This is a genomic window from Candidatus Polarisedimenticolia bacterium, from assembly GCA_035764505.1.
Lineage (GTDB): Bacteria > Acidobacteriota > Polarisedimenticolia > Gp22-AA2 > AA152 > AA152.
The window spans coordinates 1-20,679 of sequence record DASTZC010000237.1 but is presented as its reverse complement, the minus strand read 5'-3'; the positions used below and the strand labels follow the sequence as shown (position 1 = coordinate 20,679).

17 protein-coding genes are annotated in these 20,679 nt (G+C 67.2%); 13 read left to right on the top strand and 4 right to left on the bottom strand.

Annotated features, from left to right (window positions below; genetic code table 11):
- From VFW45_15780 to VFW45_15740, 9 genes are all read left to right on the top strand, one after another.
- Positions 1 to 296 (top strand): hypothetical protein (locus tag VFW45_15780; protein ID HEU5182245.1); only part of this gene is annotated, 296 nt, incomplete at its 5' end.
- Positions 297 to 451: 155 nt separating this feature from the next.
- Positions 452 to 1,051 (top strand): bifunctional pyr operon transcriptional regulator/uracil phosphoribosyltransferase PyrR, encoded by a 600-nt coding sequence (gene pyrR / locus VFW45_15775; GenBank protein HEU5182244.1) that lies wholly within the window; start codon positions 452 to 454, stop codon positions 1,049 to 1,051.
- Complete coding sequence (locus tag VFW45_15770; GenBank protein ID HEU5182243.1) at positions 1,048 to 2,004, top strand: aspartate carbamoyltransferase catalytic subunit; 957 nt, start codon at positions 1,048 to 1,050, stop codon at positions 2,002 to 2,004. The genes pyrR and VFW45_15770 overlap by 4 nt, the downstream gene beginning before the upstream one ends.
- Positions 1,988 to 3,274: a dihydroorotase gene (locus tag VFW45_15765; protein ID HEU5182242.1), complete on the top strand. Its 1,287-nt coding sequence runs from the start codon at positions 1,988 to 1,990 to the stop codon at positions 3,272 to 3,274. The genes VFW45_15770 and VFW45_15765 overlap by 17 nt, the downstream gene beginning before the upstream one ends.
- 229 nt (positions 3,275 to 3,503) lie before the next feature.
- Positions 3,504 to 5,210 carry a sulfatase gene (locus VFW45_15760; GenBank protein ID HEU5182241.1) on the top strand — a complete coding sequence of 569 codons (1,707 nt, stop codon included), beginning with the start codon at positions 3,504 to 3,506 and terminating at the stop codon, positions 5,208 to 5,210.
- Positions 5,207 to 7,009 carry a glycosyltransferase family 39 protein gene (locus VFW45_15755; GenBank protein ID HEU5182240.1) on the top strand — a complete coding sequence of 601 codons (1,803 nt, stop codon included), beginning with the start codon at positions 5,207 to 5,209 and terminating at the stop codon, positions 7,007 to 7,009. The genes VFW45_15760 and VFW45_15755 overlap by 4 nt, the downstream gene beginning before the upstream one ends.
- A 43-nt stretch (positions 7,010 to 7,052) precedes the next feature.
- The gene (locus tag VFW45_15750) at positions 7,053 to 8,681 is read left to right on the top strand and encodes a tetratricopeptide repeat protein (protein ID HEU5182239.1); all 1,629 of its coding nucleotides are present in this window, start codon (positions 7,053 to 7,055) and stop codon (positions 8,679 to 8,681) included.
- A 105-nt stretch (positions 8,682 to 8,786) separates the two neighbouring features.
- Positions 8,787 to 9,269: an MgtC/SapB family protein gene (locus VFW45_15745; GenBank protein HEU5182238.1), complete on the top strand. Its 483-nt coding sequence runs from the start codon at positions 8,787 to 8,789 to the stop codon at positions 9,267 to 9,269.
- A gap of 115 nt (positions 9,270 to 9,384) precedes the next feature.
- The gene (locus tag VFW45_15740; GenBank protein HEU5182237.1) at positions 9,385 to 10,287 is read left to right on the top strand and encodes a phosphoribosylaminoimidazolesuccinocarboxamide synthase; all 903 of its coding nucleotides are present in this window, start codon (positions 9,385 to 9,387) and stop codon (positions 10,285 to 10,287) included.
- Positions 10,288 to 10,290: 3 nt separating this feature from the next.
- Here the strand turns inward: VFW45_15740 and nagZ are convergent, their stop codons facing one another.
- Positions 10,291 to 11,385: a beta-N-acetylhexosaminidase gene (gene nagZ / locus VFW45_15735; protein ID HEU5182236.1), complete on the bottom strand. Its 1,095-nt coding sequence runs from the start codon at positions 11,383 to 11,385 to the stop codon at positions 10,291 to 10,293.
- Positions 11,386 to 11,658: 273 nt separating this feature from the next.
- Here nagZ and VFW45_15730 point away from each other — a divergent pair, with 273 nt between their 5' ends.
- From VFW45_15730 to guaB, 3 genes are all read left to right on the top strand, one after another.
- Entirely contained in the window at positions 11,659 to 12,567 is a 909-nt protein-coding gene (locus VFW45_15730) for a M23 family metallopeptidase (protein ID HEU5182235.1), read from the top strand.
- 130 nt (positions 12,568 to 12,697) lie between these two features.
- Positions 12,698 to 15,379, top strand: coding sequence for a preprotein translocase subunit SecA (gene secA / locus VFW45_15725; protein ID HEU5182234.1), 2,682 nt, complete (start codon positions 12,698 to 12,700; stop codon positions 15,377 to 15,379).
- A 74-nt stretch (positions 15,380 to 15,453) separates the two neighbouring features.
- On the top strand, positions 15,454 to 16,923 hold the full coding sequence (gene guaB / locus VFW45_15720; protein HEU5182233.1) for an IMP dehydrogenase: 1,470 nt from the start codon (positions 15,454 to 15,456) through the stop codon (positions 16,921 to 16,923).
- On the opposite strand, the gene tsaE is transcribed toward guaB, so the two are convergent.
- Positions 16,905 to 17,339, bottom strand: a complete 435-nt coding sequence (gene tsaE, locus VFW45_15715) for a tRNA (adenosine(37)-N6)-threonylcarbamoyltransferase complex ATPase subunit type 1 TsaE (protein HEU5182232.1) — start codon at positions 17,337 to 17,339, stop codon at positions 16,905 to 16,907. The genes guaB and tsaE overlap by 19 nt on opposite strands.
- 76 nt (positions 17,340 to 17,415) lie before the next feature.
- Entirely contained in the window at positions 17,416 to 18,984 is a 1,569-nt protein-coding gene (locus tag VFW45_15710) for an NAD(P)H-hydrate dehydratase (protein HEU5182231.1), read from the bottom strand.
- A 135-nt stretch (positions 18,985 to 19,119) separates the two neighbouring features.
- Between VFW45_15710 and aroC the strand changes: the two genes are divergently transcribed.
- The gene (aroC, locus tag VFW45_15705; GenBank protein ID HEU5182230.1) at positions 19,120 to 20,289 is read left to right on the top strand and encodes a chorismate synthase; all 1,170 of its coding nucleotides are present in this window, start codon (positions 19,120 to 19,122) and stop codon (positions 20,287 to 20,289) included.
- Between the two features lie 9 nt (positions 20,290 to 20,298).
- On the opposite strand, the gene VFW45_15700 is transcribed toward aroC, so the two are convergent.
- The coding region (locus tag VFW45_15700) for a P1 family peptidase (GenBank protein HEU5182229.1) at positions 20,299 to 20,679 on the bottom strand (381 nt) is incomplete at its 5' end.

The following is a 20,679-nucleotide window of genomic DNA, read 5'->3' as shown; positions in this document are numbered from 1 at the left end:
TGGCGCTGGAGGGGGACCGTTTCGAGTCGGGCTATCATGGGAGGGCGCCCGACGGGCTGCTGATCGCCGCCGGATCGGGCGTGCTGCACGGCAAGCCTTTGGGCAAAGCCTCCATCCTGGATCTCGCTCCGACACTGCTGTACCACTACCGGCTGGCGATCGGGATGGACATGGACGGACACCCGCTGACCCGCATGTTCCGCGACGAGTTCATCGCGTCGCGGCCCATTCTCCTGATTCCGTCCTATGAAGGAAGCCGCCTGTCGGTGGCGGCGGCGCCAAAGACCTCCCCTTGACAGGACCGGCCCGCATGCTAAGATAGCCGGCGATTCACCTTGAATCTGATCCGGCGAGGTCAGAAAGGTTTCCGCGATGAGAAGCGTCCGCCCCCAACAGCCCCAGCCCCTGCGGCGGGCTTTTTTTTTGCCCGAAAACGGAAGAAGGGAAGCCGATGCCTGCGAACAATGACGCCCTCGTGATGGACGAGGTCAAGATCGACCGGACGCTCACCCGCATGGCCCATGAGATCCTGGAGAAGAACCGCGACCTGGAGGACCTCGTCCTGGTGGGGATCCGGACGCGCGGCGTGCCGCTGGCGGAGAGGCTGGCGGCCCGTATCAAGGACATCGAGAAGCTCGAGATTCCGGTGGGCGTCCTGGACATCACGCTCTACCGGGATGACGCCACCACGGTCGGGCCCCATGCCCTGCTCAAGGCTACCCTCATTCACTTCCCGATTGACGGGAAGAAGATCATCCTGGTAGACGACGTTCTGTTCACCGGCAGGACGATCCGCGCCGCTCTGGACGGGATCATCGACTTCGGCCGTCCCAGCAGCATCCAGCTGGCGGTCCTGGTGGACCGCGGACATCGCGAGCTGCCGATCCGGGCCGATTATGTCGGCAAGAACCTCCCCACGGCGCGTGATGAAACCGTCGAAGTGCACCTCAAAGAAGAAGACGGGCGCGACGAGGTGCACATCGTGCGGCCAGGCACCACCAGCCGCCGCACCGAGGAACGCGCTGCCGAGAAGGAGAAGAAAAAGGCATGACCCCGGAGCCCGGCGTCCGCCTGCGCCACCGCCACCTCCTCGGCATCGAGCCGCTGGACGCCGGCGAGATCGGTCTGATCCTCGACACCGCCGAGTCGTTCCTGGAAATCTCCACGCGCCCCATCAAGAAGGTGCCGACCCTGCGCGGGCGGACCATCGTCAACCTCTTCATGGAGCCCTCGACGCGCACCCGCTCCTCCTTCGAGATCGCCGAGAAGCGTCTGTCGGCCGACTCGCTCAACTTCAGCGTTTCCGGCAGCAGCGTCTCCAAGGGAGAGTCGCTCCTCGACACGGCACGCAACCTCGAGGCGATGGCGCCCGACATGATCGTCGTCCGTCACAGCGCCGCCGGGGCGCCGCACATGCTGGCGCGCGCCTGCCGCTCGATCATCGTCAACGCCGGCGACGGGGCGCACGAGCACCCGACCCAGGCGCTGCTGGACGCCTTCACCATGCGCCAGAAGAAGGGAAAGCTGGCGGGACTGAAGGTCGCCATCGTCGGGGACCTGCTGCACAGCAGGGTGGTGCGCTCCAACATCTTCCTGCTCGGAAAGGTGGGGGCGGAGGTGCATGTGAGCGGCCCGCCCACCCTTATCCCGCCAGGGCTGGATCGGCTGGGAGTGAAGGTGGTCACGCGCATGGAAACGGCGCTGGAAGGGGCCGACGTGATCATGATGCTGCGGGTGCAGCGCGAGCGCATGGTGCGGGGGGCTTTTCCCTCGGTGCGCGAGTACTTCAACCTCTACGGACTCACCGAGGAGCGCGTCCGTCTGGCCCGGAAGGACGTCATCGTGATGCATCCGGGGCCGATCAACCGCGGCGTCGAGATCGCCGCCGAGGTGGCCGACGGCCCCACCTCGGTCATCCTGGACCAGGTCACCAACGGGGTGGCGGTGAGGATGGCGGTCCTCTACCTGCTGTCGGGAGGAGCGGGCAGTGAACTGGCTTCTTAAGGGAGGGCGCGTGGTGGACCCCGCGGCCCGGCTGGACGCCGTGCGCGACGTCCTGGTGCGCGACGGCAAGATCGTCCGGGTGGGGGAGTCGATCCCGGCCGACAACTCGCGCGTGCTGGACCTGAAGGGGAAGGTCGTGGCGCCCGGGTTCATCGACATGCACGTGCACCTGCGCGAGCCGGGGCGCGAGGACGAGGAGACGATGGAGAGCGGCGGCGCGGCGGCCGCGGCCGGCGGCTTCACATCGATTGCCGTCATGCCGAACACCGATCCCTGGAATGACAGCCAGAGCGTCACCGAGTACATCGTGTCGCAGGCCCGCAGCCGCTGCCCGGTCAACGTCTACCCGATCGGCTGCGTCAGCAAGCAGGGGAAAGGGGAGGAGCTGGCCGAGATCGGCGACATGGTGAAAAGCGGCATCGTGGCGATCTCCGACGACGGCCATCCGGTCGCCTCGGCGCACCTGATGCGCATGGCCCTCGAGTACACCCGCATCTTCGGCATCCCGGTGATCGACCACTGCGAAGAGCGCTCGCTCTCCTGCGGCGGCGTCATGCACGAGGGGTTCCATTCCACGCTGCTGGGCCTGAAGGGGGCGCCGGCGGCCTCCGAGGAAATCCTGGTGGCGCGCGATCTGATTCTGGCGGAGATGACCGGCGGCCGCATCCACATCGCCCATCTGTCGACGCGCCGCAGCCTGGAGAAGGTGCGCGAGGCGAAGGCCCGGGGAATTGCCGTCACCTGCGAGGTGACGCCGCATCACTTCAGCCTGACCGACGCCGCCGTGGCGGAGAGCCACTATGACACCAACACCAAGATGAACCCGCCGCTGCGCGAGGAAAGCGACCGTCAGGCGATGCTGCAGGGCCTCGCCGACGGCACGGTCGACGCGATCGCCTCGGACCATGCGCCGCACAACCGGATCGAGAAGGAGATGGAGTTCGACCAGGCACCCTTCGGAATCCTGGGGCTGGAGACGTCGGTGTCGCTGGCGCTGGACCGGCTGTTCCATGCCGGGCTGTTGGACCTGACCCGGCTGGTCGGGCTCTACACGACCTCTCCGGCGCGCATCCTCGGACTCGAGCGCGGCACGCTGGCCGCCGGGGTGCCCGCCGACATCACCGTCCTGGACCTTGAGAAGAGCGTCTCGGTGGATCAGGGTGGGTTCCGGTCGAAGAGCCGCAACGCCCCGTATCAGGGATGGAAGCTGCGCGGCGCTCCCGTGCTGACGATGGTGGGCGGCCGGATCGCCTTCGATGGTCGCTCGTAGTGTCGCGCATCGGAAATCCCGTTGCATTCGGCCGTCGATCCATCCCGGCTTGCGGCGTTGCGTCTCGTTTGCGTACCGCTTGGGTACGCGGCGCTTCGACGCGCCTTGCAATCCGGGCGGGTCGACGGCCTCGGTGCTAACAGCATTTCCGATACGCAACACTCCTCGCGCGCGTAACACCGGGGGCCGCGGCGCCGTTCTCCTGATCGCGCGCGCGCTTTTCTTTGCGATGGCATTGCTGTCCCTCGCCGGGTGCCGGAGCAAGGCAGACAAGCGCCCCGATCTGATCCTGATCCTGGTGGATACGCTGCGCGCCGATCACCTGCACGCCTACGGCTATCCCCGCGAGACCTCGCCGGCGCTGGATGCGCTGGCCGCGCGCGGCGTGCTGTTCGAGCAGGCGATCAGCGCCGCTCCCTGGACCCTGCCTTCGTCCATGTCGATCCTGACGGGACGGCTTCCCTCGCATCATCGTCTCGAGAACGACGGATTGAAGCTGTCGGCGGGGATTCCGACTCTCCCCGAGGTGCTGCGCGGCTCCGGCTACGCCACCGCCGCGGTGGTGAGCCACATCTACGTGGGGCGTCCGTTCGGCTTCGACCGCGGGTTCGATCGCTTCGAGGATTTCGGATTGTCGCAAGGGTATCGCTTCGAGGCCTCTCTGGAGCCGCACGCCTCCGCGGTCACCGATGCCGCGCTGCGCCTGGCCCAGGAGGCGGGCGACAAGCCGCTGTTCCTGCTGGCCCATTACTTCGATCCTCACTGGGATTACGATCCTCCGGCCCCGTACGCGGAGCGCTTCGCCACTCCATATTCCGGGAGCATCAGCGGCAAGTACTCCAGCTTTTCCGAGTACGCACGGCCGGACAAGGATTTATCGGAGGCCGACCTGCAGCACCTGCGCGACCTGTACGACGGCGAGATCGCCTACACCGACGCCGAGATCGGACGGCTGCTCGACTCGCTGGAGCGGGTCCGGGGGAATCGGGCACGTGTGGTCACGCTGGTGGCGGACCATGGCGAGGAGTTCAAGGAGCATCGCTCGCTGGGGCATGGCAGGAACCTCTACGACGAGGTCGTGCGGGTGCCCTTGATCGTGGCCGATTCGCGCGCCGCGCAGCCTCGCAAAATCGGCGCGCAGGTCAGCTCCGTGGATCTGATGCCGACCCTCTGCGTGTTGGCGGAGGTGCCGCCGCCGCGCGGCGTCGACGGCACTTCGCTCGCCCCCTTGCTGGCGGGCCAGAGCGCTCCCGCCCGCGCGGCGGTGAGCGAGACGATCCGCTTCGACGCCTATCGCAAGTCGTACCGCCTGCCTGACGCCAAGCTGATCGTCAGCCTTGAGAACAACGGCCGGGAGCTGTATTCCCTGGCGCAGGACCCCGGGGAGCAGACCAATCTCTGGGCCCGGCAGGGAGAGCAGGCGCTGGCCCTCGAGCGCGCGCTGTTCGACAAGGTGGAGGTGCTGCCCGGCGGCTGGAGCGTGCGCTGGAGCTCCGACGGCAAGCCGCACCGCTTCTCCGGATCGCTGGAAACCGACGGCCAGATCACCGGGGTGGTTCCTCTTTTCCCTCAGGTGGGACGCCACCGGGTCACGCGCGGCAAGCGCATCGACTTCGACCTGGAGGGGGTCGACTCGGGAGGCGGGCTGTCCTTTTCCGTGGAGCCGCCAGACGCCCGCGTCGGCTTCGCCCTCGCGGTGGACGGCAAGGAGGATTCCGCCATGGTCTTCGCCGGATCCTCACGACTGCATCCGCCGCAATCCCCCTTCAGCTTCGCGGGCCCCCCGCCACGTGATCTCACGTTGCGTCCCGAATTCCATACCGGCAAGGAAATCGGCTTCTTCCTGTGGCGCACTCCGGGGGCTTCGCCGGAGGAAGCCGCTGAGCTCACCGAGGCGGCGCGCGAACGGCTGCGCTCGCTGGGTTACGTGCGATGAGCGCGGCGCGCCTCTGCGCGGCGGCGGCGCTGCTGGCGCTGGCGGGGGAGATCGTCATCTCCCTTTCGGCCTGGAAGGCGATTGGGGGCGCGCTCGTCCTGGCGGGGATGGCGCTGATGGTTGCCGTGGCGGTGCGCGAGGCGGCGCCGGCCGACCCTGTCTCGCAGGAGCCCTCGCGCCGGCAGGCGGCGCTGCTGCTGTGTGGCATCCTGGTCGTGGCATTCCTGATGCGCCGCGTGCAGATTGGCGCGATCCCGTGGGGCCTGAACAACGACGAGGGGATCGAGGGACTGATCGCCTGCCGGTTCCTGGCAGGGGAAGCCATCACTCCCTTTTCCAGCATCGGATTGTCGCGCGAGACGCTGTTCCATCTCCTGCTCATGCCGCTGTTCAGCGTCGCGGGACCGGGAATCGCCAGCCTGCGGCTGCTGTCGTTCCTGTGCGGCATGGCCGCGGTGCTGCTGGCCTACGTCGCGGGGAGCGAGATGTTCTCGCGGCGCACGGGGCTCATCACATCGTTCCTGATGGCCGTGTCGAGCTGGCACCTGCTCTATAGCCGCACGGGGCTGCGCAACATCATCCTTCCGGTTTTTCTCCTGGGAGCACTATGGAGCTTTCACCGCGCCCTGCGCGAGCGCCGACTGCTCTATTTCGCGCTGACGGGCATCTTCCTGGCCGCGGGGATGAACAGCTACACCAGCTTCCGGGTCGTCCCGGTGGCGCTGCTCGCCCATCTGGCGGTGCGTCGCTTTCTCCTGAAGCGCCCGCCGCTGCGCTGGAAGGAGATCGCCGCGGCAGGGATCCCTTTCGTGGCACTGATGGTGCCACAGCTGCTGGTCGCCGCGCGCGATCCCGCAGGATTTCTGGCGCGCGGCTCCTATGTCCTGGCGCAGACTCCCGACGCGTCGATTCCCGCGAACCTGCTCTATTCCCTGCTGATGCCGGCCTTCTACCCGGCCCGCTTCGGAGTGATGCAATCGCGCTGGTTCTTCGGCGACGGCGTGAGCCTGGTCTACGCCGCCGTCGGGCGCGCGCCCGAGACGGCCGTCGCCGCGGCCCTGATGGCCCTGGGGATGGTGGCCGTGGCGGCCCGCTTCGTGCGGAGGCGGGGCGAAGGGGAGGGGATGATCCTGCTCCTCTACGCGGCGATCGTGGCGGGAGTGGGACTGGCCGGTCCCAGCCTGACGAGGCTGATCGGGCTGGTGCCGCTGCTCTGCTTCATGGGGGCAATCGGCCTGGATGAGATCACGCTGCGCTGCTGCGGAACGCGCCCGGTGGTGCGCCTCGCGGTGACGGCAGGTGTCCTCGCGCTCGCGGCGGGAGCGAGCGTCGAGCAGTACTTCCTGCGCGCCGGCCGCAGCCCCAAGGCGATGTTCTACTACGCGGCGCCGCAGACCATCATGGGGCTGTACGCCGCCAGCCGGGCCCCCGATCATCCGGTGCACGTCTTCGCCAGCGAGCAGCCCGAGGCGCTGCGCTTCCTCACCTTTACCCGGCAGCAGTTCGTGGTCCTGCACGACGATCCCGCGACGCTCGACATGGCGCGCGTCCGGCGCGCCCTGGGGAAGCAGGAGTTCGTCCTCGAGAACCACCGGAAGTTCTTCCCGCTGTTCACCACCCTGGCGCAGGAGTTCCCTTGGGCCGAAGGAACGGTCCTCAAGGACGCGCTCGGGCGCTTCGATGCTCCAGTGGCCTACATCGTGTCGGTGGACCCCGCCCAGAAGGAAAGCACTCCGACCGCTCCCGCCTCGCCGCGCCCTCCGACGATGGGGCCCGACGGCGCCGCGCCACCTTCCTGATCGGGGCACGGCACGACGGCGTGCTAAAATCGCGCCTGGATCCATGATTCCGCTTCTCGCCGTGGCGCTCCTCCTGCTCGCCCCCGCACCGGGTTCTCCCACCGAGGACGCCGAGGCCCCTCCCGCGATCGTGCTGCAGCCGGCCCGCTTCGGCCGGGTGGCCTGGGGGAGGAACACCCTCAAGCTCGATTACCGCAACGGAGCCTCCACCGCCACGAGCCTGGTCCTTCGGGTGCGGACCTATTACGCCGATTCCGCGTCCGGGGTGTTCTGGGAGGTGGGCTACCCGGTCCTCCTGCCGCCGGCGCAATCGGGTGAGTTCAGCGTCGATTTCTTCGTGCGCCCCGACCATGGAGCTCTGCGCGTGGAGCTGGAAGCTTCCGGGGGCGAAGGGGTCGTGCACCGCGAGGCTCGCGAATTCCATTTCGAGCCCCCCTACCGGGGCGACTACCTGCTGCAGCCTTCGCGCCTGGGGACCACCGGGGTGGAATGGGAGGGGCGCGTCTACCCGTCGTTCCTGGTCCGCGAGAGCCCTTCTTTCGTCTTCTACTACTTTCCCGGCTCCGAGGCGGAGAAGGCGCTCGAGACGATCGTCCCGCAGCGCGAGAAGATCCTGGCGAAGCTGCTCAAGGATTTCGACGTGAAGCTGCCGGGAAAGACCGTGTTCTTCTTCTACCCGGACGCCGAGACCGCGCGCAAGCTGACGGGCCACCGGGCCGACGGCTGGACCTACGGCCGGACGATCGTCGAGGTCTACGGTCCGCGGCGCAAGATCGATCCCTGGCACGAGCTGGTGCACCTGGCGGCCTCGCGCATCGGCATGCCGCCGGTGCTGTTCGCCGAAGGGCTGGCTACCGCGCGCGAGAAGAGCTTCGACAACGCCGGCAAGTATCGCGCCACGCCCACCGACTGGTGCCGCGGCTTCCTGCGCGAGGGGGCGCTGATCCCGCTCGGGGATCTGATGGAGGACACCAGCTTCGGAGAGGACCTGACGCGGCCGCGCATCGCCTATCCGGAGGCGGCCTGCTTCACCGACTATCTCGAGGCGACCTATGGCTGGCCGAAGCTCCGGCAGGCCTATGCGCAGCTGGTCAACAGCCCCGACGCGGCGGTGCACGAAGAGAACCTGGCCAGCTTCGAGAAGATCTACGGACGGAGCCTGCGGCAGGCGGAATCGGAGTGGAAGGAATACCTGTCGCGGGCCCGCGGCTCGCGGGTGCCGCGCGACCTGGTACGCAAGGTGGTGGTGGAAGAGACGGTGCCCTACCGCGTCGCGCTCGGACGGTCGATGCTGACCTCCGCGAAGAACGCGGAAGCGGAGCAGGAGCTCTCGGCCGCCGTGGAGCTGGACCCGGCGGACCTGGAGGCGCGCTTCTGGCTGGCGCAGGCGTTGCACGTCCAGGGAAAGCTGGCGCAGGCGCTGGAGCAGTACGAACAGGTCATCCGCATGGGCGACCGGACCCGGCGGATGGAGCTCGCCTGGAGCCATGTCTGGGCCGGCCAGATCCTCGACCGGCAGGGAAAGCGTGACGAGGCGCTGGCCCACTACCGCAGCGCGCAGTCGCTCGACGAGCGCAGCGAGGTGCGCCTCGAAGGGCGGCTGACCACCTCCCTCGAGGCGGCCCGCGAGGGGATTGCCCATCCCTTCGTGCCCGCCGCTCCGGAGGAGTAGGGCTGCCGGGGAAACCGCGCGGAAGGGATTCCGGAGTCGAAACACCGCCTTGCCGGGGGGCACCGGCGGCACTAGATTCACGCCGACGGACAGGTGGCGAACCCGATGATCCCCGAACTGACGAACGAGCTGCACCTTCTGAACGGCTTTCTGCTGAAGTCGGCGCTGGCCATCGTGTGCGGCGGCATCATCGGCGTCGAGCGGGAGCTGAAGCGCAAATCCGCCGGCTTCCGGACGAACATCCTGATCTGCCTCGGCTCCTGCTATTTCATGGAGGTTTCTCTGCTTGCGGCCGCCGTCGCCGGAGAGGGAAGGCCGGGCGATCCGGGCCGGGTGGCGGCCCAGGTGGTGACCGGCATCGGCTTTCTGGGAGCGGGAACCATCATCCAGTCGCGCGGCCAGATCGCCGGATTGACCACGGCGGCGCTCATCTGGTCGGTGGCATCGGTCGGATTGCTGGTCGGATTGGCACACTACGTCCTGGCGCTGATCGCGACCGCCCTGATCTTTCTGACGCTGACCATCCTGGGAGTGTTCGAGCGGCGCCTGCTCAACAAGAAGATTCATCCCCCCGAAAGCCATCACTGAGGGCGTCCGGCGCGCCCGGTACCGAAAAACCGCTTTTCCTCAGCGTTGACGCCGCGATCCGGCGCGGCTAGAATGCCGCCTCTTGCCACATCGTCATCCCTTTCCGGAGGCACTCATGACGGCGCCGGAGTTCGTGCTCGAAACCCATCTTTCCGACCTGATACTCGCGAGTCGCGGCAAGGTGCGCGACATCTACCAGGTGGGCGGAGACCTTCTCATCGTCTCGACCGATCGGATCTCGGCCTTCGACTATGTCCTCCCCAACGGCATCCCGGACAAAGGGAAGGTCCTGAACCAGCTGTCGCTCTTCTGGTTCGCGAAGACCCGCGAGATCGTTCCCAATCACCTGATCACCGGCCGCTTCACCGAGTTTCCCGCCACTCTGCGGCCGCACGCCGCGGTCCTGGCGGGCCGCTCGACGCTGGCGCGCAAGGCCTCGATGTTCCCGGCGGAGTGCGTGGTGCGCGGCTACCTGGCAGGCTCGGGCTGGAAGGAGTATCAGAAGACCCGGTCGGTCTCCGGCGTGCCGCTGCCCGCCGGGCTGAAGGAATCGAGCAAGCTGCCGGAGCCGATCTTCACCCCCTCCACGAAGGCGACGACCGGCCACGACGAGAACATCTCGATGGCGCAGCTCGAGCAGCTGGTGGGAAGCGACACGGCCCGCCGCCTGAAGGAGCTGAGCCTGGCGGTCTACCTCGCCGCCAGCCGGCATGCCGAGTCGGCCGGCATCCTGATCGCCGACACGAAGTTCGAGTTCGGCACCGTCGACGGCTCGATCCTCCTGGCGGACGAAGTGCTGACGCCCGACTCCTCGCGCTTCTGGCCGGCCGACGGGTACGCTCCGGGAAGGAGCCAGGATTCGTTCGACAAGCAGTACGTGCGGAATTATCTGGAAGGGATCGGCTGGAACAAGCAGCCTCCGGTTCCGACGCTTCCGCCGGAGGTGGTGGCGGGCACGCGCGATCGCTACCTGGAGATCTTCCGGCGGCTCACCGGGAAGCCGGCGCTGGAGGAATGAAGCTCAACTCTCCGTCGCATCGAGGCGGCCCAGCACCTGGCAGACCTCCTGCAGCGCGCTGCTCCTGAAAGGAGCCGGTGCGCCGGCGGAGGCCAGGGCATCCTTGAGATCGAAGAGCCGCTCCAGCGAGGCGTTGAGCCTGCGGGTGGGCAGCGAGCCGGAGCGGATTTTGCGGTGCAGGAAGTGATGCGCCGCCTCGATCCGCTCCCACGACTTGCAGTACATCATCATGTCGTTCCCCGCCTGCAGCGCCTGCCAGGCGACTTCACCCGGATCGGCTTTCTGATCCACGGCCCCCATCTCCAGATCATCGGTCAGGATCACGCCGCGGTAGCCGATGCGCTCGCGCAGCAGCCGCTGCACCACCGGCTCCGAAAGGGTTGCGGGACCCGGCGCGGGGCCCTGAAGATCGGGGTAAAAAGCGTGCCCGACCATGATCATCGGCAGCCGGTCGCGCAGCTCGCGATAGGGAACGAGGTCACGGCTCCACAGGGCGGCAGATGACTTCGTGATCACCGGCAGATCCAGGTGCGAGTCGACCCTTCCTTCCCCCAGACCCGGGAAATGCTTGCCGCATCCCAGTACCCCCTCCCCCCGCTGGGCGTCGAGGAAGATCTCCGCCAGCTGTGCCACGCGCCGCGGGTCGGATCCATAGGCGCGGTCGCCAATCCCGTTGGGAGATTCGGCGGTGGAGAGATCGAGGACGGGGGCGAAGTTCAGGTTGAATCCGAGCAGGCGCAGCCCCCTGCCGGTTTCACGTCCGTGGGTCCGGACCCTCTCCTCGGCGTCCTCTTGTCCCGCCAGGTGAAGGTTCGGAGGAATCTCGGGAAAGATTCCTTTCAATCGGTTCACCCGGCCTCCCTCCTGATCGATCGCCAGGAAGGGGCGGACGGGGAGCAGCGTGTCGAGCTCGCGGCAGAAGGCGGCGACTTGCTGGCCGTCCACCAGGTTTCTGGCGAACAGGATGATGCCCCCCGGGGAAACCGAGCGCAGGCGCCGCGCCAGCTCGTCCGACAGCGAGGTGCCGTCGATGCCGATGAACAACAGCTGGCCGGCCATCTGGGAGTCGTCGAGGGGAGGGCGGGCGGGTTTTGGCATGCGGCATTCTCCTCAAAGCGCCATGAAGATGCAACTTTCGGTTGGGTCTTGAGCCGCAAGTGGCTGAAACATCGAAGGTTGAAAATACGCAATGCAGTAATAATATGAAATATCATAATTGAATATATTGTCAATTTTATTTTCGCATATATAGTCTAAGCGGGCCATGGATCTCCCATGGATTCCGGCGGGCGGAAGTAGCTGGAGAATGAATTCCTTGACCCTCCGGGGGGTGCGTGCTAGCATGCCCCCCTTTTTAGCGCGAGGGACGCCGTGAGCGGGAAGAACCGCAAGTTCTACACCATCATGATCGTGCCTCACGCGGCCGAGAAGTCCCGCCGGCTGAAGGTCTCGAGAAACTTCGTCCTGGTGATGGGGGTGACCCTCGTGGCCCTCCTCCTGTCCGGGATTCTGTTGCCCCATTTCGTCCTGCGCACCACCTACCTGAGCTGGGTCACCTCGCGGCTGTCCCGGCAGAACGAGGAGCTGAAGAAGACGACGGAGGAAGTCGATCTGGCGCTGAGCGACCTGCGGCGCAAGATGGCCGACTTCGAGTCGCGCACCAGCGAGATGGGCCTGGTCCTCGGAGTGGCCAGGCTGCCGCTGTCACAGAGGACGCCGGCCGGTGGAGGGCTGAGCCTGCAGAACCTCGGACCGGTCGACGGGGCGCGCTTCGTGCAGCGCGAGCTGAAGGTGCTGGAGGGTCGATCGCAGGAACTGCAGCAGAGCCTGGAAGCGATGGAGCCGGCGTTTCAGAAGCAGGTCGCCTTCCTGGCCTCCACGCCGTCGATCCTTCCGGTGCGCGGGCTGTACGGCAACGGCTACGGCTGGCGGAAAGACCCCTTCACGGGCGAGCGCGATTTCCACCAGGGGCTGGACATCGCCGCCGCGCCGGGGACCAAGGTGGTGGCCCCGGCGGACGGCATCGTCACGATGGCGGGCCCCACGGGAGGATATGGGAATTTCCTGGTCATCTCCCATGGTTACGGCATGGTGACCCACTACGGCCACCTGCAGAGGTTCATGGTGCGGCCGGGGCAGCGGGTGCATCGCGGAGACGTGATCGGCATGGTGGGGAGCACCGGGCGGAGCACCGGCCCGCATCTTCACTATGAGGTGGTGGTGCACCAGCGGGCGGTGGATCCGACGCGCTACATCCTGGACGATTTCAGGACCTATTGAACGACGAGCGTATCTTCAGCCGGGGCGGAAAGCGGCACCTTCCGCCCTTTTTTCGTTCCTTGAGCGCACCCTCCGCGGTTTGACGCTCCCGCGGCCTCTGCGGTATCGTCTTGAAAAATAAAGGGGCCGGATGTTCCTCGACCAGGCACTCAAGCTAGTCATCGGCAGCAAGAACGAGCGCGAGCTGAAGAAGCTCCAGCCCCGCGTGGCGGCGATCGGGGCCCTCGAGCCTTCCCTGCAGGGACTCGGCGACGAGCAGCTGCGCGCCAAGACCGCCGAGTTCCGCGCCCGATTGGAGCAGGGGGAGGAGCTGGACGACCTGCTGCACGAAGCCTTCGCGGTGGTTCGCGAGGCGGGACGGCGCGTCCTGGGGATGCGCCACTTCGACGTGCAGCTGATCGGCGGCATGGTCCTGCACCAGGGCAAGATCGCCGAGATGAAGACCGGGGAGGGGAAGACCCTGGTCGCCACCCTGCCCGCCTACCTCAACGCGCTGCCGGGGAAAGGCGTCCACATCATCACCGTCAACGACTACCTGGCGCGCCGCGACGCCGACTGGATGGGCCGGATCTACCGTTTCCTCGGATTGTCGGTGGGGGTGATCCAGCACGAGCTGACCGACGCCCAGCGCCAGGTCGCCTACGGCGCCGACGTGACCTACGGAACCAACAACGAGTTCGGCTTCGACTACCTGCGCGACAACATGAAGTATTCGCTCGACTCCTTCGTGCAGCGCGGCCACGTCTTCGCCATCGTCGACGAGGTCGACTCGATCCTGATCGACGAGGCGCGCACGCCGCTCATCATCAGCGGCCCCTCGGACGAGTCCACCGACAAGTACTACGAGTCGGACCGCATCATCCCGCGCCTGAAGCAGGAGGACGACTTCAAGGTCGATGAGAAGGCGCGCACCGTGAACCTGACGGAAACCGGCGTCGAGACGGTGGAGAAGGCCCTGGGCGTGCCGAACCTCTACGACCCGGAGTTCATGGAGCTGAACCACTGCGTGCAGCAGGCGCTGCGCGCCCACATCCTGTTCCGCCGCGACGTCGACTACATGGTCAAGGAAGGCCAGGTGGTCATCGTCGACGAGTTCACCGGCCGCCTGATGCCGGGGCGGCGCTGGAGCGACGGGCTGCACCAGGCGGTGGAGGCCAAGGAAAAGGTCAAGATCGAGAAGGAGAACCAGACCCTCGCGACCATCACCTTCCAGAACTACTTCCGCATGTACGACAAGCTCTCGGGGATGACCGGGACGGCCGACACCGAGGCGGTGGAGTTCGACAAGATCTACAAGCTGGAGGTGACGATCGTCCCGACCAACCGCGATCTCATCCGCGTCGAGAACCCCGACGTGATCTACCGCACCGAGGAGGAGAAGTACCGCGCGGTGGTGGGGGAGATCGAGGAGCTGCACCAGAAGGGGCAGCCGGTCCTGGTGGGCACCGTGTCGATCGAGAAATCGGAGCATCTCTCTTCGCTGCTCAAGCGCAAAGGAGTGCCGCACGTGGTGCTCAACGCCAAGTACCACGAGCGCGAGGCGGAGATCGTAGCGCAAGCCGGCCGGCTCGCCGCAGTGACCATCGCCACCAACATGGCGGGCCGCGGCACCGACATCCTGCTGGGAGGCAACCCCGAGTTCCAGGCGAAGCGCGCCGTGACCTCCCAGACGCTCGAGACCCCCGAGCAGGCGGAAGCCGCGCTGACGGCCGCGCTGGAGGAGGCCAGAGCGCACTGCGTCGAGGAGCACGATCGGGTGGTGGTGCTGGGGGGGCTGCACATCCTGGGGACGGAGCGCCACGAGGCGCGGCGCATCGACAACCAGCTGCGCGGGCGCGCCGGACGCCAGGGCGATCCCGGCTCGTCGCGCTTCTACCTGAGCCTGGAGGACGACCTGCTGCGCATCTTCGGCTCCGATCGGCTCAAAGGGCTGATGCTGAAGCTGGGGATGGAGGAGGACGTTCCGATCATCCATCCGATGGTGTCCCGCTCCATCGAGCGGGCCCAGAAGCAGGTGGAGGCGCGCAACTTCGACATCCGCAAGCACCTGCTGGAATACGATGACGTGATGAACATGCAGCGCGTGGAGATCTACTCGCTGCGCCGCGAGCTGCTGGAAGGGAAAGGACAGAGCGAGTACCTGTCCACGAAGATGGAGGATATCCTCGACTGGATTCTCGACACCTATGCCCCCGAGGGAGTGGATCCGGAAGAGTGGTCGATCCCCGAGATGACCCTGCAGATGCAGCGCCAGTTCGGCATCGATCCGGTCAAGGCCGGAGTCGACTTCCATGCGGTGTCGCGGGCGGAGCTGCGCAAGGCGTTGTGGGAAGCCATCGGCAAGCGCTACGCCGAGAAGGAAGCGGCGCTCGGGCCCGAGATCATGCGCCAGCACGAGCGGCTGGTGATGCTGAACGTGATCGACACCCAGTGGAAGGACCACCTGCTCAACATGGACCATCTGAAGGAGGGGATAGGCCTGCGCGGCTACGGCCAGCGCGATCCCCTCACCGAGTACAAACGCGAGTCCTTCGAGATGTTCTCCGCGATGAAGGAGCGGATCGAGAACGACATCGTCCGCTTCCTGTTCCTGATGGAGCCGGTCATCCAGAAGGAGCGCGAGCAGATGCAGGAGAAGCGCGAGCGGGACCTCACCTACTCGGCGCCCGCCAAGGAGGCGGCCGAGCCGCGCCGGGCGGCGGCGGGGACCAAGGTGGGGCGCAACGACCCCTGTCCATGCGGCTCCGGCAAGAAGTACAAGAAATGCCACGGGGCCGCGGAGGGAAAGGTCGTGCACGGGGTGCGCGGATGAGGTGGAGCTGATGAACCAAAGTCGGAGGCGAAGCCGGAGACGATGATACAAAGACGAAGCCGAAGGCGGAGTCGATGATAGACGGCCAGATTCCCGAGGGGCTGACGTTCGACGACGTGCTGCTGAAGCCGGCCGGCAGCGAGGTGCTCCCCTCGCGAGCCGACACCGGCACCCGGCTCACCCGCCGGATCCGCCTGAACATCCCGATCGTTTCCGCTGCCATGGACACGGTCACCGAGTCGCGCCTGGCGATCGCGATGGCGCAGCAGGGGGGGCTGGGGATCGTCCACAAGAACCTGACGGTGGAGGACCAGGTCCTGGAGGTCGACAAGGTCAAGCGCTCGGAGAGCGGCATGATCGTCGATCCGATTACCATGCATCCCGAGAACCGCATCTTCGAGGCGCTCGAGGTGATGCGCAAGTACAAGATCTCGGGGGTACCGATCACCGACGCGGGCGGCCGCCTGGTGGGAATCCTGACCAACCGCGACCTGCGCTTCGAGACCCGCCTCGATCTGCCGATCTCGGATTTGATGACCAAGAAGAACCTGGTCACCGTCCCGGTCGGGACGACGCTGGAGGAGGCCAAGCGCCACCTGCACCAGCACAAGATCGAGAAGCTCCTGGTGGTGGACAAGGACTACCATCTCAAGGGGCTGATCACCGTCAAGGACATCCAGAAGAACATCAAGTACCCGAACGCTTGCAAGGACCAGCTCGGCCGGCTGCGCGTGGGCGCCGCCATCGGCGTGGGGGAGGAGGCGCTGAACCGGGCGCGCGCCCTGGTGGAGGCGAAGGTCGACGTGCTGGTCATCGACACGGCGCACGGCCATTCCAAAGGAGTGCTCGACTCGGTGCGCGCCGTCAAGAAGGCCCTTCCGGACGTGGAGCTGGTGGCGGGGAACGTGGCGACGGAGGAAGGGGCGGAAGATCTCATCCGCGCCGGGGTGGACGCCGTGAAGGTCGGGATCGGCCCCGGCTCGATCTGCACCACGCGGGTGGTCACCGGGGTCGGCGTCCCGCAGGTCACGGCGATCGCCGAGTGCGCCAAGGCGGGGAAGCGCCACGACGTCCCGCTGATCGCCGACGGTGGCATCAAGTTCTCGGGCGACATCACCAAGGCGATCGCCGCCGGCGCGCACAGCGTCATGATCGGCAGTCTGTTCGCGGGCACGGAGGAATCGCCCGGCGAGACGATCCTCTATCAGGGGCGCACCTTCAAGTCGTATCGCGGCATGGGATCGATCGGCGCCATGAAGCGCGGCAGCGCCGATCGCTACTTCCAGGAGTACGAGTTCGAGGAGCAGAAGCTGGTGCCGGAGGGAATCGAGGGAATGGTCCCTTACAAGGGGAGCCTCACCGCCCTGGTGCCGCAGCTCGTGGGAGGCCTGCGCTCCGGGATGGGGTATTGCGGCTGCCCCGACATCGAAGCGCTGCGCCGCGACGCCAGGTTCCTGCGCATCACCGCCGCCGGATTGAAGGAATCGCACGCCCACGACGTGGTCATCACCAAGGAAGCCCCCAACTACCGCACCGAATCCTGATTCCCGCCGGCGCGCCGGTCCACGACGCGGATCTCCCGCAGGCTCCCGCCCCGATCCTGAATCGACACCCGGATCACCTTATCCGGCAGCCAGCTTCCCAGCCGCTCGGGCCATTCCACCAGCGCCACGCCGTCGGTCCCCAGCAGCTCTTCCAGCCCCAGCTCCAGCAGATCCGAGGGCTTCTGGATGCGGTACAGGTCGATGTGATACACGGGCAGTCTACCCAGGTAGTGGTTCACCAGCGTGAAGGTGGGGGAGTGGACCTGCTCCGGCAGCACTCCCAGCCCGGCGGCAATCCCGCGCGCCAGCGCCGTCTTCCCCGACCCGAGCGCTCCTTCCATCAGCACGACGTCGCCCGCGGAAAGATGGGCGGCCAGGGAAGCACCGAGCGCCAGCGTGGCGGATTCATCGTGCACGACGTGGTTTTCGTTGAGCGCGGAATCGGGAATGGGGACCTCCGGATCGGACGCCGGACGCCGGGGAGTATCTGACTCAGGACGAGCCGTCCGACCCCTGCGTCAGCCGGCCCATCGCTTCGGGAAGGTGCTCGACGATGTCGCGGGCCATCAGCGGCAGCTCGCCGCGCCGCTGCGCGCACAGGTCGGCGGCCAGCCCGTGCAGATAGACGCCGAGGAGGATGGCGTGGAGGATCGGGATCCCCTGGCTCACGAAGCCGGAGAGGATTCCGGTGAGCACGTCGCCCGAGCCCGCCGTGGCCATCCCCGGATTCCCGGTGGGATTCACCCAGATGTTGCCGTCGGGATCGGCGATCAGGGTCCGGTGTCCCTTCAAGGTCACGAAGCAGTGGTGCTCGCGGGCGAACTTGCGGCAGATGGCGAGGCGGTCCTTCTGCACCGCCTCGGCCGACATCCCCACCAGGCGGCCCATCTCCCCCGGATGCGGCGTCAGGATGAGGGGGCGGTCCTTGCCGTTCAGCATCTCGGTGTGCCCCTGGTAGGCGTTCAGTCCGTCGGCGTCCAGGATCAGCGGAACGCGCGTCTCGGCCACCATCTCGCGGATGAAGGACTGGGTCTCGGCGGCAGTGGTCAGCCCCGGGCCCAGGGTCAGGACTCCCTTCCCGTCGAGCAGCTTCAGGACTCGGGGTCCGGCCTTCGAGGAGACGGTTCCTTCGCGCGTCTCCAGCAGCGGCTCGGTCATCATCTCCATCACCTGCGGCGCGAGGATCGGCTGGACGCTCTCCGGCGTCGCCACGGTGACCAGCCCGACACCGGCGCGGAAGGCCCCCTCCGCCACCATGCGCGCGGCTCCCGGCTTCCCTTTCGACCCGGCCACCACCAGCAGGTGGCCGTAGTCTCCTTTGTGGCTCTCCACCTTGCGCTCCGGGAGGTAATCGGCCAGCTCTTCCGGATCGGCCAGGTTCAGCCAGACGCCTTCCGCCTCGACCGCTTCGGCGGGATACCCGATGTCGGCGATGTAGACCTCGCCCGCCTTCTCCTCCGCCGGCAGGAACAGGTGCGGGATCTTCGGGCAGCCGAAGGTGACGGTGGCGTCGGCGTCGATGCACACCCCGGGGATCTCGTTGGTGTCGGCCGAGAGTCCCGAAGGGACGTCGATCGACAGGCGCACGGCGTCGGCGTTGTTCACGTCGCGCATCACCTCCTCCAGGAAGCCGCGCACCCCGCCCTTGACGCCGATGCCGATCAGTGCGTCGACGATCAGGTCGTAGCGCGACAGCTCCGGCAGGAAGTCGTGCCAGCCGCGGATGTCGGGGATCTCCAGCATCTCGACGCCCGATTTCTCCAGGATCTTGAGGTTGACCAGCGCCTCGTCCTTGGTGTCGGACTTCCGTCCGAACAGGAGCAGCCGCGGGCCGTAGCCGCGGTTGTGCAGGTGCTTCGCCGCCACCATCCCGTCGCCGCCGTTGTTGCCCTTGCCGCACAGGACCAGGATGCTGCGCTCGTCCAGGTCGTCGAACTCGCTTTCCAGGTAGTCGACCACCTGCAAGCCGGCGTTCTCCATCAGGACGATCGCCGGGATGCCGAACTCGCGCGTGGCTCTCTCGTCGATGCTTTTTGCCTGCTCGGCGTTGAGGACTTTCAAGAGAATCTCCCTGAGGGCACTCGAATATAGCCGAACGGGACGAAGCGCGGCAACCGGCGGCAGCGCCGGGGGGGCGCTTTTGACAGCGGCGGAAGCGGGAGACGATAATGCCGCGCTTCGGAGGAGGAGAAGATCTTGCTGAGATTCCTGACCGCCGGAGAGTCGCACGGTCCGGCGCTGGTCGCCATCCTGGACGGCATGCCCGCCGGGTTGCCGCTTTCGTCGTCCGCCATCGATCGCCAGCTGGCGCGGCGCATGCTGGGATACGGGCGCGGCGGCCGCATGAAGATCGAATCGGACAAGGCGCGCATCCTGGCCGGGATCCGCTTCGGCCTGACCCTGGGAAGCCCGATCGCGCTGCTCATCGAGAACCGCGACTGGCCGAACTGGCAATCGGCCATGGACCCCGAGCGCGCGCCGCGCCAGGCGGCCCTGGCGAAGCAGGTCTCGCGCCCGCGCCCGGGACATGCCGATCTGGCGGGATCCCTGAAATACGACACGCACGACGCGCGCAACGTCCTGGAGAGGGCTTCGGCGCGCGAGACGGCGGCACGCGTCGGCGTCGGGGCGATCTGCCGGGAGCTGCTGGGCCAGATGGGGATCGAGGTGGCCTCGCACACCACGTCGGTGGGCGCGGCGCGCGCTTCCGACGACGAGGAGGCGAGCTGGAAAGGAATTCTGGATAGCGAGGGCTCGCCGCTGCGCTGCGCCGATCCGGCGCTCGAGAAGAAGATGATCCGGGAGATCGACGCGGCCAAGCGGCGCGGCGACTCGGTCGGCGGCAGCTTCCAGGTGGTGGCGCGCGGCGTGCCTCCCGGGCTGGGAGCCTTCCGGCAGTGGGACGCGCGCCTCTCGGGCCGGATCGCGCAGGTGCTGATGTCGATCCCGTCGGTGAAGGGGGTCGAGATCGGTTCCGGCTTCCGCAGCGCGCGCGCCCGCGGATCCGAGGTGCACGACGAGATCCATTACAACAAGCGCCGGCGCGTCTTCCACCGCAAGACGAACCGGGCCGGCGGATTGGAGGGCGGCATGACCAACGGCGAAGAGATTCGCGCCCGGGTCTTCGTCAAGCCTCTTTCCACCCTTCCCACCTCGCTGCGCTCGGTCGATCTTGTCACCAAGCGCTCCTTCGATGCGGCGGTGGAGCGCACCGATACCACGGCCATCGCCGCCGCCGGAGTGATCGGCGAGGCGATGCTCTCCATCGTGCTGGCCGATGCGCTGCTGGAGAAGCTCGGAGGCGACAGCCTCAAGGAGCTGCGGCGCAACTTCCGCGGTTATCTGGATCAGCTCAAGCGCTTCTGAGCCGGCGCCTCAGGGTGGGAGGTCGCGTCGGGCCGGAATTCCCGCCAGGCCGCGCGGCTGCGTCACGCCCCGGACGATGGCGCGGCCGAGCGCTTCCACCGCCATTGCCTCCAGGATCAAGTCCTCCGAAGGAAGGTCGCCGGTGGACAGCGCATAAACCAGATCGCCGTCATGGGCGGTGTGCGCGGGGGAAAGGCAGCGCGCCAGGGCCACCTGCGAAGCTCCCGCCAGGCGGCAGGCCTGCTCGCGCGTCAGGCGGGCGTTGGTGGCGACCAGGGCCAGGGTGGTCGCGTCGCCGGGGGCCGGTGCCGGCTGCCGGCGCCGCGAGGCGCGCGCGGCTCCAGAGAGATCGGCTTCGATGCCGGCCAGGCCGCTTCCCCGGGAGGTGCG